Genomic DNA, 13578 nt, shown 5'->3' on the forward strand with positions numbered 1-13578 from the left:
GGCACTATACGTCGCAGTTCTGCAAAAAAGGTCCAGTTTTGCAGGCAAGCGCAGTTTGCTTCTGGATCGCAGCAACTTAAACAAACCTTTATAAAGGAAACACAAAATGGCAGTTCAAGCAGATTACATCTCGGCTGTACAACAACTGTACGTGTCGTACTTCGGCCGTCCAGCTGACTACTACGGTCTGGACAACTTCACCAAGCAACTGGCAGCTATCGACACCGCCGGTACCCTGGTTGACTTCAAAGCACTGGCTGGCGCAGCTAACGCTGCTTCGCCAACTTCCCCACTGGGCAAGCTGATCAACAGCTTCAGCAGCTCCCCTGAAGCCGCTGCCCTGTACGGCACCGACACCTCCATCGCCGGCACCTCCAAGTTTGTTGCCGCCGTGTACAAGAACATCCTGGGCCGCGAAGCCGACGTAGAAGGCCTGACCTACTGGGTTAACGCAATCCAGTCCGGCGGTGTAACCCGTGCTAACGCTGCTGCTGCAATCACCGAGGGTGCTCTGAGCAACACCTCCGCTCAAGGCCTGTTGGATGCACAGACCGTAGCCAACAAAAACAAAGTTGCTGTAGCTTTCACCGCTGCTATCGACACCACCAACGAGATCAACGGCTACTCCGGCGACGCCGCTGCAGCAGCTGCTCGCGCAATGCTGGTTGAAGTGAACAACACCACCAACGTGGCTGCGTTCCAAGCAACCGTTGAGTCGACCCTGAACGGCATCGTTCAAGGTGTTCAGCAAGGCACCACCTACAACCTGACCACCGGCGTTGACACCATCAACGGCACCATCGCCAACGACACCATCAAGGCGCTGATCGACACCACCCCGACTCCAGTAGCAAGCACCCTGACCGCCCTGGACACCATCAACGGCGGCGCTGGTAACGATACCCTGGAAATCACCGCTATCACCGCGGCTTCGATCCCAGCCGGCATCACCCTGTCCAACGTTGAGAACGTCACCATCCGTTCCGCAGCCGCTGTGAACGCTGACGCAAGCACCTGGACCGGCGTTCAGAACCTGACCGTTACCGAAGCCGCTGGCGCAGTTACCCTGACTGCAGCTGCTGCTACCAACATCAAAGCTGCCCTGGCTGCTAACGTTGGCAACACCACCACCACCATCAACGGCGGTAAAGATGTTGTTGTGACCCAGACCAAAGTGGATAACACCGCCGACGACGTAGTTGTAGGTGGCACCACTGCTGCTGCTGGCACCGTTACCGTGACCTCGACCGGCGTTGCTGCTGCTCACGGCGCCAACGTGACCATGGGCGATATCGCTGTCACCGGCGGCACCACTGTCAACGTGACCCAAGTTGCAAGCGAAAGCACCACCGGCCTGACCGTTGGCGCTGCTGCTACCCACACCCAAGGCTCCGTGACCGTTACCGGTACCGCAGCAACCACCACCGTGAACGTTAAGCAGACCGCTGCTGTAACCGCACGCGCTGGTATCGCTGACGTGGCTGAAGTTGTTGAAACCGCATCCGTCAAGTTCTCCGCGATGACCGCTGGCCAGACCCTGACCGCTGCTGGCGTGACCTTCACCGCTGCCAAGAACCTGACCGCTGCTGAAGTTGCAGCTGCATTCTCCAAGTTCATCGAAGGCACCCTGCCTGTTGACGGCGACACCCAAGGTGGTGGCCTGTCGACCAACGGTACCTACACCGGCGCAATCTCCGGCTGGACCAGCGCTGCCGCTAATGGCGACACCGTTGTGTTCACTTCGACCGTTGGCGGCCAAGTAACCGACCTGTCGTTCACCGGCACCGCAACCGCCCCAGTGGTAACCACCACCCAAGGCGTTGACGAAGACGGCCAAGCTGCCCGTCTGGGTGTTGCAAACGGCATCGTGACCATCAACGACGCTGCTGGCTCCATCAAGACCATCACCGTTGACGGCTACGCTACCGGTTCCTCCGTGACCGGTGGTGCAGTTCTGGAAACCCTGAACCTGTCCAACGCAGGTAACGGCGTGGCCATGACTGTTGCTGACACCGCTGCAACCCTGGCGCTGAACCTGGAAAAAGTCGGCGGCACTGCAAACGCTGTTCTGACCCTGACCGCTGCTCCAACCACCCTGAACGTGAAGAGCACTGGTGCCAACCGTGTTACCCTGTCTGCAGCTGCTACCGAGACCCTGAACGTGTCCGGCACCGGCGTGTTCCGTGCTGATACCGCAGATCTGAGCTCCCTGAAGACCGTTAAAGTAACCGGCACCGCAGGCGTGCGTCTGGACACCACTCCAGCTGCAACCCTGACTTCCGTTGACACCACCGGCACCACCGGCGCTTCGACCTTCTCGGTTGATGCATCGAAAGCAACCGTGACCGGCGGCGCAGGCACCGACACCGTGACCCTGACCACCACCACCGTGCAGAAGGCAATCACCCTGGGTGCTGGCAACGACAAGGTAACCCTGGCTTCTGGCACCACCTCGATCGCTACCGAAGGTTCGATCGTTGGCGGCGACGGTACCGACTCCCTGCAAATGGTAACTGCTGACGCCGTAACCGCATCGGCTGGCACCGCATTCGCAGGCAAGGTAACCGGCTTCGAGCGTCTGATCGTTACCGGTGCAACCGGCGCGCAAGAAGTTGAAGCTGACGTTCTGGGCAACTACAACGACGTAACCGTTGCTGCTGCTACCGGCGGTCACGCTCTGACCATCGACGGCCTGACCTCCGGCGCAACCCTGCGCTTCGGTGACAACACCAACATCAGCACCACTGCTAAGATCAAGAACGCAGACACCGGCACCGCCGACGTTCTGAACATCGCGATCACCGCAACTGGTACCGTGGATGGCGTTGCTGATTCCAACGGCTCCGTAACCGCAGCCAACGTTGAAACCATCAACATCTCGACCGCTGACGGCAACCCAGAGTCCCCAGTCAACCTGTCGCCTGACACCCAGAACCTGACCCTGGTCGCTACCAGCGCAACCAAGATCGTGGTAACCGGTAACACCGACCTGAATCTGACCAACTCCGGTAACGTGAAGGTTGCAACCATCGACGGTTCCGCAATGACCGGTGCTCTGACCGTTCAAGCTGCTGGTAACACTGCAACCACCATCACCGGTGGCGCAGGCGATGACGTTCTGACCGCATCCTCCTCGGGTTCCGGTAACGTGGCACAGGTCAGCACCCTGACCTTCACCAACGGCACTGGCGAAACCGCAATGGCTGCTGGCGATCAGATTTCCGTAACTGTTGCTGGTTCCACCCACACTGTGCCGTTCAACACCAGCTTCGCCCAGACCCTGGCTGACCTGACCGCGGCAATCGACCTCAACGCGAACGTAGGCGCAACCCTGAGCGGCAACGTGATCACCATCACCGCATCTGCTCCAGGTACCTCCTTCACCGCTAACACCGTGTTCACCTCGGCTGTTGCAGCTGGCCGTACTGACTCGAACGTGGTTGGTACCTACGCTGACGGCGCTGTGCAGCAAGTGTTCGACGTTGACACCATCGCCTTCACCGACAACGCAGGTGCTGCTGGTGCAATGGCTGCTGGTGATTCGATCGCCTTCACCATTACTGATGCTGCCGCTGCTGTTACCAACATCAACGTGCCGTTCAACACCAGCTTCGCACAGACTCTGGCTGATGCAGTCACTGCAATTACTGCAGCTGGCTACACCGCCTCGCTGTCCGGTTCGACCATCACCGTAACCGGTGCTGCTGGCAAGGGCGAGTTCACCATCGGCGGCTTCGTGTTCACCGACGCTAACGCAGCTGGTGCTGTAACTGCTGTTACCGCTCAGGGCGCCACCAACTTCGTGGCTGACGCTGACACCCTGGTAGTGGCCGAAACCGGCACCATGGGCACTGGTGACACCATCACCGTAGCAGTGACCAACGGTGCGGGCACCTACACCACCGCTGCTATTCCGTTCAGCACCAACCTGGATACCACCATGGCTGCTGTTGCAACCGCAGTGGCTGGTCTGAACGCTTCCGGTTCGTTCAATGCTGCGTACGACGCTGCTACCAACACCCTGACCGTGACCGACAAAGTCACCGGCGGTAGCGTCATCAGCAACATCGCGCTGACCTACGGCGATTCCGTGACCACCGTGGTTTCGAGCTCCTTCACCACCACCACTTCGAACCTGGCAGTGACCGCTGCTGCTGACGTTCTGAACGGTGGCGCTGGTAACGACACCCTGATCGCTAAGCAAGGTATGGCGACTCTGACCGGTGGCGCAGGTAACGATCTGTTCGTGATCGACACCGCTCCTCTGAACGTGAACAGCTACTCGACCATCACCGACTTCACCTCGGCTGACCTGATCCAGTTCGCTGGTGCTACCAGCTTCGTGGCTGCTAAGGTCACCCTGGGCGACACCGCTGTGTTCCAGGATTACGCTAATGCTGCTATCAACAGCATCGGTGCTAACTCTGTGGCATGGTTCCAGTTCGGTGGCGCAACCTACGTCGTGATGGATGCAGGCGCGAACTCCTCCGCGTTCGACAATGCAAACGACATGATCGTTAAGCTGACCGGTAACGTTGACCTGACCAACGCGTCGTTCAACAGCCAGTACGGCACCATCGGCCTGATCTAATCTCTCCGGAGACAAGCCCGTTCGCAAGAATGGGCTTGCTGAAACGGCTCAAAACCCCTGGCGTTTCCACGTCGGGGGTTTTTTTTCAGCCGATGTGCCTGCGACGCCCTAGCGTGCCCGGGCAGAATTACCGTTAGAATGTCTTTCCCTCAAAGTAACCGAGTAAAGGGTTACTTACAAAATATTTGTGATGTACGTCACAAACCTTTCCCGAAATAGGCGATAATGTCGCGTCTTCGCTGGAATAGTTTTTTACTTTCCAGCCTCATTGATGCTTTTTTGCCAATCACACACATGAAGAAACTTTTGCCGCCTAAGAGCGAAATCGAGCAAATCCTGCTCGGTTTTAAGCGCACCTTCTACACGGTCGGCGTTTTCAGCGCGATCATTAATCTGCTGGCCTTGGTGCCATCGCTGTACATGCTGCAGGTGTACGACCGCGTTTTGGCAAGCCGAAACGAAATCACGCTGTTAATGTTGACGCTGATGATGTTGGGTGGCTTCGCGTTCATGGGCGGACTCGAGCTGATTCGCAGCTTCGTACTGATCCGTGTTGGGGCGAGGTTCGACATGGATATGAATAAACGCGTCTATACCGCCGCCTTCGAACAAAATCTGAAAGCAGCGGGAGGTAACGCAGGCCAAGCCCTGGCTGACCTGACCAACTTACGTCAATTCCTGACCGGAAATGCACTGTTTGCGTTCTTCGACGCCCCATGGTTCCCGATCTACCTGATCGTCATCTTTGTATTCGAGCCGACGCTGGGGCTGTTTGCTCTGTGTGGCACAGCCATCTTGGTTGCATTGGCATACATCAACGAACGCGTTACGCACAAGCCTTTGGCCGAAGCCAACAACATGGCGATCACTGCTAACAACTTGGCCACCAACAATCTGCGCAATGCCGAAGTGATCGAGTCTATGGGCATGTTGCCCAACTTGATGGGACGTTGGTTCAAGACGCACAGCAAGTTCCTGCACCTGCAGGCGGAAGCGAGCGAAAAAGCAGGCCTGATCGGTGCATTGACCAAGTTCTTCCAAATGTCGTTGCAGTCTCTGGTCCTGGGCTTCGGCGCGTTGTTGGTACTGGAAAATAAGATCTCTCCAGGGATGATGATTGCCGCATCGATCCTGGTGGGCCGAGCATTGGCTCCGGTGCAGCAGCTTATTGGTGTCTGGAAGAGTTGGGCTTCGACACGCAGCGCCTACGAGCGTCTGAACAAGCTGCTCGAAGAAAACCCGGCACGCCAGGCAGGCATGGAACTGCCGAAACCAAAGGGCAACCTTACAGTAGAGAGCTTGACTGCCGCCCCGCCTCGCGTCCAGGCCCCTGTCTTGAAGGGCGTAAGCTTCGGGATCGTAGCTGGCGACGTGCTCGGTGTTATCGGCCCGAGCGGTTCCGGTAAATCGACGTTGGCCCGGCTTCTGGTCGGCGTATGGCCTGCCATGATGGGCAAGGTGCGTCTGGATAGTGCTGACATTTATCAATGGAATAAGGCGGAACTTGGCCCAAATATCGGCTACCTGCCACAGGACATCGAGCTGTTCGGCGGTACCATCGCGGAGAACATCGCTCGCTTTGGCGAGATCGACTCGGAGAAAGTAGTCGAAGCGGCGAAGCGCGCCGGAGTGCATGAGATGATCCTGCATTTCCCGAAAGGCTATGACACGCCGTTGGGTGATGGTGGAGCTGGCTTGTCCGGTGGCCAGAAGCAGCGTCTGGGCCTGGCGCGTGCAATGTACGGCGATCCTGCCTTGCTCGTCTTGGACGAGCCGAATTCGAACCTGGATGACGTTGGCGAAATGGCGCTTGTACAAGCGGTCCAGGATCTGAGGCAGCGTGGCAAAACGATCGTACTGATCACGCATCGCACCAGCATTATTGGCGTTACCAACAAATTGTTGATGTTGCGTGAGGGTTCGGTCGCGGCCTTTGGCCCGACCCGCGATGTGCTGCAAGCATTGCAAGAACAAAACCAGAAGGCTGCAGAGGCGCAACGTGCAGCGCAACAGGCGGCCATGAAGGCGCAGTTGGGCGGGGTAAAAGTCAATATGCAGCATGGCACTGGGCCACAGCAAGCATCGACCCCGCAACAGCCTCCACAGCAGACTGAGGCGCAACAGGCAGAGCAGGTTGCAGCACAACGCGCAGCGCAACAAGGTGCAGCTGGTACAGCTGCTACCGAACAGGAGTAAGAATTTTGAATCTCACTACCAAACCACAACAACCACCAGCGGAAGTCATTGCCCACGATGTGACACCGCTAACGGTGAATACAGACGCCGGCGCCTATGCCAAAGTGGGCTGGACCATCGTCCTGATTGGGGTCGTTGGATTCCTTCTATGGGCTACTTTCGCGCCTCTTGATAAAGGCGTGCCCATGTCTGGCTATGTTGCTAAAGAGTCTAACCGTAAAGCGGTACAGCATTTGAGTGGTGGTATCGTGAAGGACATTCTTGTCCGCGATGGCGACCAAGTGAAGGCGGGGCAAGTTCTGGTCCGAATGAACGACGTGATGGCATCGTCTGAACTGGGCATCTCCGAAGTCCAGTACTTTACCGCTCGTGCAGCCGAGGCACGCTTGACGGCAGAATTGAAGGGGGCAAACTCTATTGCTTTCCCTTCTGAGCTTGAACCTTATCGCAAAGACCCGCGACTGCAAGAGCAAGTAGCACTGCAGAGTCAATTGTTCACCTCGCGTAAGATGGCCATCGAGAGTGAGGTCGCCGCAATTCAAGAGAATATTCGTGGGTTGGAGGCTCAGATTCAGGGCTTGGAAGAGAGCCGCGATAGCAAGAAAGCGCAGCAAGGCTTCTTGAAAGAGCAGCTGGACAACAGCCGCGACTTGGCCAAAGAAGGCTATATTCCGCGAGCGCGACTTTTGGAACTTGAGCGCACTTATGCCCAGCTTGGCGGGGCAATTTCGGAAGATATCGGCAATATTGCGCGTTCTCGTCGTCAAATCGCCGAACTCAAGCTGCGCATCACTTTGCGACAGCAGGAGTATCAACGCGAAGTCCGTACCCAGTTGGCGGATATGCAGCGCGAGGCCGCAGCGCTGGAGAGCCGAATCCGTGCCCAGTCCTTGCAGGTTGCAAATACTGAAGTCAAGTCCCCAGTGGATGGCGTGGTTGTCGGCAGCACAGTGTTCACCCGTGGTGGTGTGGTTGCCCCAGGCGCCCATTTGATGGAAGTGGTGCCGAGTGAAGACGCGCTGATCGTGGAGGGCCAGTTGCCTACGCACCTAGTGGATAAGGTACATCCTGGTCTTAAGGTTGAGCTCATTTTCTCTGCTTTCAACACCAATAAAACGCCGCATGTTCCCGGTGAAGTGGTCACGGTAGCTGCTGACCGCGTGGTTGATGAAAAGACTGGCATGCCTTACTACAAGGTACGTGCCCGCGTCACTCCTGAAGGCAGCAAAATGATCGCGTCGCACAAACTCGATGTTAAGTCGGGTATGCCGGTGGAACTGTTCGTGAAAACTGGTGAACGCACGATGATGAGCTACCTGCTGAAACCCCTCATCGACCGTGCCCACTCGTCCATGTCGGAGGAATAAGCGTGATGGCACGATTTAACAAGATGCGAATGCTCCCGCTCGCAACTGGCATTGCATTGGCCTTGGGAAGTACAGGCGCATCCGCGCTCAGCCTGCAACAAGCTTATGAGGCCGCGCTGAAAAACGATCCCGCGTACCAAGCTGCGGTGCAAGTGAATGCGGCAGGGCGGGAAAACCGCGTACTCGGCAAGTCGGCGTTGTTGCCGACTGTGTCTGGTGCCTTTAGCGCCAACAAGAATCGGACAACCGTCGAGAGGCTGGGTAAAACGGAACCGCAAGATTACACCTCCCGCTCAGCCACTGTTCAGTTGCGACAGCCGCTGTTTAGCCTGGAAGCGTTGGCCAAGTACAAACAGGGCGTCGCTCAGAGCGAGTATGCCGAGGCAGTCCTGGACAGCCAATCGCAAGAAGTCATCATGCGTGTCAGCGGTGCTTACTTTGAAGTGCTACTGAAGCAATACAACGTCGCATTGGCCGAGATCGAGCGCGATACTTATCTGGAGCAGCGCAACGTCAACGATTTCCTTTACAAGAAGGGCGAAGGCACACGCACCGATATGCTGGAAACCCAATCGCGCTTGCACGCTGCTGAAGCGCAATTGTTGGAAGCAAAGGATGCGCAAGTAACAGCTGAAGATGCCCTGGCTGGGATCGTGGGCGGTGAAGTAGGTCAGCTGGATACCCTTCGCGGTGATTTCCGCGCTACGTCGAGTGGCCTGATGTCTTTCGAGGATTGGAAGGCGTCTGCTCTCGCTCAGAACCCGGACGTCCGCGCGTTGGAAAAGAACGTTGAGATTGCCCGCCAGGAGATCAATAAGCAGCGTTCCGGTCATTTGCCGCGTGTCGATTTTGTCGGTACTTACGGGCAGACTGCCTCTGAGACGCTGTCCTTGATCAATCAGGATCAGACCATCCGTAGCATTGGCGTTCAACTGAACGTGCCGATTTTTAACGGCGGCGCAGTTAGTGCCTTGTCGCGTCAGGCAGTAGCCAACCACGAGAAGGCAAAAGCCGATCTGCAGGCGCAGAAAGACAAGGTAACTACCGAGTTGCGAAAGAACTATAACCAGCTTGTGAGCAGCGTTTCGCGCATTGAAGCGCATGAAAAGTCGGTTGAGTCGGCCAAGCTGCTGATTACAGCAACGGAGCAAAGCATAAAAGGCGGTGTCCGTATTAATCTGGACTTGTTGAATGCCAAGCGCCAGTTGTACACCGCGCAGCGCGATTTGGCGCTGGCCCGCTTCGGATATCTTCTGGCGAATCTGCGGCTAAAAGCGGCTGCTGGTGTGTTGACGGCGGAGGATGTGCGGCTGACGGCAGCCTATTTCAACTAACAAAATGGCGGGTGCGACCCGCCATTTTTATTTTGGTTATCATGCTGTTTATTCAACTCTCGAACCGGAGGAAAACAGCATGGCAGACTGGAGCGCTGGTTACGTAGCAGATATTGGGTACACGCACGGCTATTATCACGAACTGAATCCACTTCGCATCAAACTGGCTTTTTTACGAGCCGGTTTAGCCTGCCCGGAAATCGGAACGGCTTGCGAACTCGGATTTGGCCAAGGATTAAGTACAAACATCCACGCTGCCGCTACCGTGACCCACTGGTACGGCACAGACTTCAACCCCAGCCAAGCGGCCCAAGCCTGCGAAATGGCGGCGGAGGCTGGTTCGGGGGCGCAGTTGTTTGACGATGCGTTTGCTGAGTTCGTCAATCGTCCAGGCCTGCCCGATTTCGATTTTATCTGCCTGCATGGGATCTGGAGCTGGATTTCGGACGAGAACCGCCATGTTATCGTCGATTTCGTAAGGCGCAAGTTGAAAGTCGGTGGTGTGCTGTATATCAGCTATAACACCCAGCCAGGTTGGGCTAGCTTTGCACCAATGCGTCACCTGTTGACGGCTCATGCTGCGAGCCAGGGTGGGGAAGGGCGTGGCATTGTCAGCCAGATTGAGGGGGCGCTTGCGTTTGGAAAGGATTTGCTGGCCTTGAATCCGCGCTACTCCAGCACAGATCCATCCATTGCCAAGCGGTTCGAACAATTGGGTTCGCAAAACAGGAATTACCTGGCGCACGAGTATTTCAATCGCGACTGGGACCCGATGCATTTCTCGACCATGGCCGAATGGCTGGACCCGGCCAAACTTCAGTACGCGTGTTCTGCGCATTATGGCGATCATTTCGATAACCTGAACATGAGCCCTGAGCAGAAGGCGTTCCTGCAGAATATTCCTGACCGCATGTTCCGCGAAACGGTGCGCGACTTCATCGTCAATCAAACGTTCCGCCGGGATTATTGGGTAAAAGGCGCCCGTGTCTTGTCGCAATTGGACGCGACGGAGCAGATCGGCAAGATCAAAGTCCTGCTGGTTAAGCACCGCTCCGAAATTTCCTATCAGGTCACAATGCCGTCTGGCACCGTGGCCCTTAACGAGCGCATCTATAGTTCGCTGTTGGACCTGCTGGAAGATTACCAGCCGAGGTCTTTGCAAGAGATCGCGGAGGCACTCGAGCCGAAGGGAATTAATTTAGCCCAGGTGATCGAGTCGGCGATGTTGCTGGCCGGATTGAGTCATGTGGCTATGGCGCAGGATGGCGCGGTGGCGAATGAGCGCAAACAGGTGACCAGCCGCCTGAATGCCTACATCGAAAGTAGGGCGCGGTCAGCTGCGGACATAAGTTATGTCGCCAGCCCTGTTACCGGAGGTGGGATAGCGATAGGGCGGTTCAACGCACTGTTTGCCAAAGCCATTGGAGAGGGGCACGAAGGCGTTGATGCGCTGGCGAACTATGTGTGGGGCATCCTCCAGGCGCAAGGGCAGCTGCTCATCATCAAGGGCGAGCGCCTGACAGACCCGGCCGAGAACATCGCCGAACTGAAGCGCAACGCGCAGGAGTTCCTCGAAAAGCAGCTTCCTATCCTGCGCGCCTTGAAGATCGTTTAAAGCAAATGTCCACTTTTGTTCCTGCCGGGGTGCCGTACCGACCTAAAGTGGACATCTTCACTTGCGCGTGGCGGTGATGCTGCCCTGGATATCGGGCCCACTCCACGTGCCAATCAGCTTGCCTTCAGCAGTGAGCGTCCCGCTAAACGGGTAGGGGCCGAAGTAGGCGAGCATGGTGGTCGTGTTCGCGTCTGGCTTCTTGAGTTGCCCGAAGACGTTCTGCTGCCCCAATCGGCCGGTTTGGCCGCTGCCGCTGACCTTACCGTCCTGCGCGATGCTGAAGGTGAAGCTGCCCTGGTCGCCACCGGCCAGGCTGCCTTCGTAATTGCCGACAAACGCCGGGAAGTAGGCGAGGCGGTTCAATTCCTCGATCACGGTCTGGATCTCTGCCTTGTATTCATCCTCCACCAGCTCGCTGCTGTTGACGTGGAAGATCAGGATGCGCGCCATGCGCCCTGCCACGTCGCCGCGATAAACCTGCTCCGGCACGGTGGCGGTAAAGGCGGCGGCGACGGTGGCTTTGTTGGAGATCGTCTTGGCATCCAGCAGCCCTTGCGGGCTTTTGTTTTGCTGTGCGCCGGCCAGCAGCGACAGCGCGGCCTTGGTGCGCGTCAGCCGCTTCTGGTCGATGGCGTTCACCCAATACGCCTTGCCCGGATCGTCGTCCTCCGGCAATCGCCCCAGGCCGTTGAAATAGATGGCGGTGACGAAAGACGCGGTGGTGGCCGTCGGCGGATACAGTCCTTGCGATTCCTCGCTGTTGGCGAAGGAGTCCACCAGCGCCCGGATGCCGGCGTTTTCCTGGTACGCCGCATTCAGCGCGACGATGTCGGGCGGCGCGCCATACTGGGCCAGCTGGTAGCTGAACTGCCGCAGCGCGGCCGGATCAGCCGGGCGGCCGAAGTAGGCGATATAAAGCTGCTGCACAACGGGTCCATAATCGACAGCGGTCGTGGCGGCGGCGCTGCGCATGCCTTGCACGGCGCTTTGCCTTGTAGTGGCGGGATCGCTGCCGCCGCACGATGCCAGGCTTGCCAGCAGCAGGCATGCGCCGCACAGGCGCAGGAACAGGGCGCTCATTTGGCCGCCGGCGTGACCACCACGCCGCCCAGGTCACCGTCCAGGATGCGGGTGCCGCTGACCGTTCCGCTCATGCCGTTGCCGCTCCATGTGCCGCTCAGTTTGCCTGTCGCGGTCAGCTCGCCGGTAAAGTTGAACGGGCCGAACGTGGCGGCGATCGGTACCGTTTCACCGGTGGCCTTGGCCAGGGTGCCGGTGATCAGGAAGGGGACGTTGGCCTTGGTGACGCCCTGGCCGTTGATGGTGCCATTGCTGGCAATGGTAAAGCTGAACGGGCCGCTGTCGCCGCCGTCAAAGGTGCCGCTGTAGGTACCGGGGAACAGGCTGGAAAAGTCGCTCCGCTCCAGCTGGTCGATCAGGTCGGCAATTTGCTGCTGGTAGCTGTCGCCGGTGATGCCTGGCGTGTTGACGGTGTTGAGCATCCGGCGCGCCAGGGCGGCTGCGGCTGCGCCGCGAAAGACTTCCGGCTGCACCAGGGACGTGAAGCGCGTTGCCACGGAAAGCTTGGACTGGATTACCTGCGCGTCGACTTGCCCCTGCGCGCTGGTGTTTTTCTGCGCACCGGCGATGATGGCCAGCGCAGCCCTGGCGCGCGTCAGGCCCCGCTTCTCAATCGCATCGATCCAGAAGGCTTTGCCCTCGTCGTTGGCAGGCGGGACCCGCGCCAGCACGTTCTTGTAGATGGCCGACACAAAAGCATCGGTGCTGCCGGTGTACAGCGCTTGCGATTCCGTGCTGGTGCCGAAGCTGTTCACCAGCTCCCTGATGCCGGCGTTGTTGTTGTAGGCCAGCTCCAGCGCCGGCATATCCAGCGGCGTCTGCAGCTTTTCCAGCTGCGCTTTAAAGTGCTGCAGCCCATAGGGATCGGCCGGGCGGCCGAAGTAGGCGATATACAGCTGCTGGGTGGACGGCCCGTAATCGACCGCGACGATATCGGCCGCGGCGCGCATCCTTTGCGCCCCCTGCCTGGCAGAAGAAGCCGGATCACCGCCACCGCAGGCCGCCAGGCCCGCCAGCAACAGCGAGGCCAGGCAAAGGCGCGAAAAGCTGGAATCTAACATCTCATGTACCAATAGTTAAGGTAGATGAATATATTCACACACGCCACACATTATTGGCAAATGAACATCACTTTAAATAGTCACTAATGTCCACTTAGGGGCGGTACGGCGGCCAGCGCGTAGAGAGGTTCACTTTGCCAGCTTTTCTTCCTCCGGATCGCCATTCAACTCCGAAGTGGACAAAGTTGGCAGCTTGGCTGGGGCAGAAGTTTCGACCGAACGTACCTTGATCGCTACCCCTAAGCCCTGGCTGATGGCGGCGAAGATACTCGCGAGGTTGTTCATCAGATGTGCTCCGAGAAACCCCGTCCTTCAGGGCGGGGAGTGGAAGGAG

The 13578-nt window shown here is 57.8% G+C and carries 8 protein-coding genes; 5 read left to right on the forward strand and 3 right to left on the reverse strand.

The genetic code is table 11. From position 1 onward, the window contains the following. Window positions 1-106 precede the first annotated feature (106 nt). The 5 genes from ACE3TQ_RS13395 (at window position 107) to ACE3TQ_RS13415 (ending at window position 11103) form a co-directional block, all read left to right on the forward strand. Window positions 107-4591 carry a beta strand repeat-containing protein gene (locus tag ACE3TQ_RS13395; RefSeq protein WP_374582740.1) on the forward strand — a complete coding sequence of 1495 codons (4485 nt, stop codon included), beginning with the start codon at window positions 107-109 and terminating at the stop codon, window positions 4589-4591. Window positions 4592-4885: 294 nt separating this feature from the next. Then, on the forward strand, window positions 4886-6787 hold the full coding sequence (locus ACE3TQ_RS13400; RefSeq protein WP_374582748.1) for a type I secretion system permease/ATPase: 1902 nt from the start codon (window positions 4886-4888) through the stop codon (window positions 6785-6787). Window positions 6788-6792: 5 nt separating this feature from the next. Further along, the gene (locus ACE3TQ_RS13405) at window positions 6793-8154 is read left to right on the forward strand and encodes an HlyD family type I secretion periplasmic adaptor subunit (protein ID WP_374582741.1); all 1362 of its coding nucleotides are present in this window, start codon (window positions 6793-6795) and stop codon (window positions 8152-8154) included. Window positions 8155-8159: 5 nt separating this feature from the next. Next, window positions 8160-9488 carry a TolC family outer membrane protein gene (locus ACE3TQ_RS13410; protein WP_374582742.1) on the forward strand — a complete coding sequence of 443 codons (1329 nt, stop codon included), beginning with the start codon at window positions 8160-8162 and terminating at the stop codon, window positions 9486-9488. A gap of 4 nt (window positions 9489-9492) precedes the next feature. After that, window positions 9493-11103 carry a methyltransferase regulatory domain-containing protein gene (locus ACE3TQ_RS13415; RefSeq protein WP_374582743.1) on the forward strand — a complete coding sequence of 537 codons (1611 nt, stop codon included), beginning with the start codon at window positions 9493-9495 and terminating at the stop codon, window positions 11101-11103. 57 nt (window positions 11104-11160) lie between these two features. Here ACE3TQ_RS13415 and ACE3TQ_RS13420 read toward each other — a convergent pair whose 3' ends face one another. From ACE3TQ_RS13420 to ACE3TQ_RS13430, 3 genes are all read right to left on the reverse strand, one after another. Continuing rightward, complete coding sequence (locus ACE3TQ_RS13420; RefSeq protein WP_374582744.1) at window positions 11161-12183, reverse strand: DUF4214 domain-containing protein; 1023 nt, start codon at window positions 12181-12183, stop codon at window positions 11161-11163. Next, window positions 12180-13244 carry a DUF4214 domain-containing protein gene (locus tag ACE3TQ_RS13425; RefSeq protein WP_374582746.1) on the reverse strand — a complete coding sequence of 355 codons (1065 nt, stop codon included), beginning with the start codon at window positions 13242-13244 and terminating at the stop codon, window positions 12180-12182. Before ACE3TQ_RS13425 ends, ACE3TQ_RS13420 begins: the two co-directional genes overlap by 4 nt. A gap of 129 nt (window positions 13245-13373) precedes the next feature. After that, a complete protein-coding gene (locus ACE3TQ_RS13430; RefSeq protein WP_374582747.1) occupies window positions 13374-13529 on the reverse strand; it encodes a hypothetical protein in 156 nt (51 codons plus the stop codon). Window positions 13530-13578: the final 49 nt, after the last annotated feature.

Source organism: Pseudoduganella sp. (assembly GCF_041914865.1).
Lineage (GTDB): Bacteria > Pseudomonadota > Gammaproteobacteria > Burkholderiales > Burkholderiaceae_D > Rugamonas.

Coding starts and splice junctions, on each gene's coding strand:
- ACE3TQ_RS13415 (WP_374582743.1), top strand. CDS start 9,493: ATGGCGGGTGCGACCCGCCATTTTTATTTTGGTTATCATGCTGTTTAT.
- ACE3TQ_RS13400 (WP_374582748.1), top strand. CDS start 4,886: ATGAAGAAACTTTTGCCGCCTAAGAGCGAAATCGAGCAAATCCTGCTC.
- ACE3TQ_RS13420 (WP_374582744.1), bottom strand. CDS start 12,183: ATGAGCGCCCTGTTCCTGCGCCTGTGCGGCGCATGCCTGCTGCTGGCA.
- ACE3TQ_RS13425 (WP_374582746.1), bottom strand. CDS start 13,244: ATGTTAGATTCCAGCTTTTCGCGCCTTTGCCTGGCCTCGCTGTTGCTG.
- ACE3TQ_RS13410 (WP_374582742.1), top strand. CDS start 8,160: ATGGCACGATTTAACAAGATGCGAATGCTCCCGCTCGCAACTGGCATT.
- ACE3TQ_RS13395 (WP_374582740.1), top strand. CDS start 107: ATGGCAGTTCAAGCAGATTACATCTCGGCTGTACAACAACTGTACGTG.
- ACE3TQ_RS13430 (WP_374582747.1), bottom strand. CDS start 13,529: ATGAACAACCTCGCGAGTATCTTCGCCGCCATCAGCCAGGGCTTAGGG.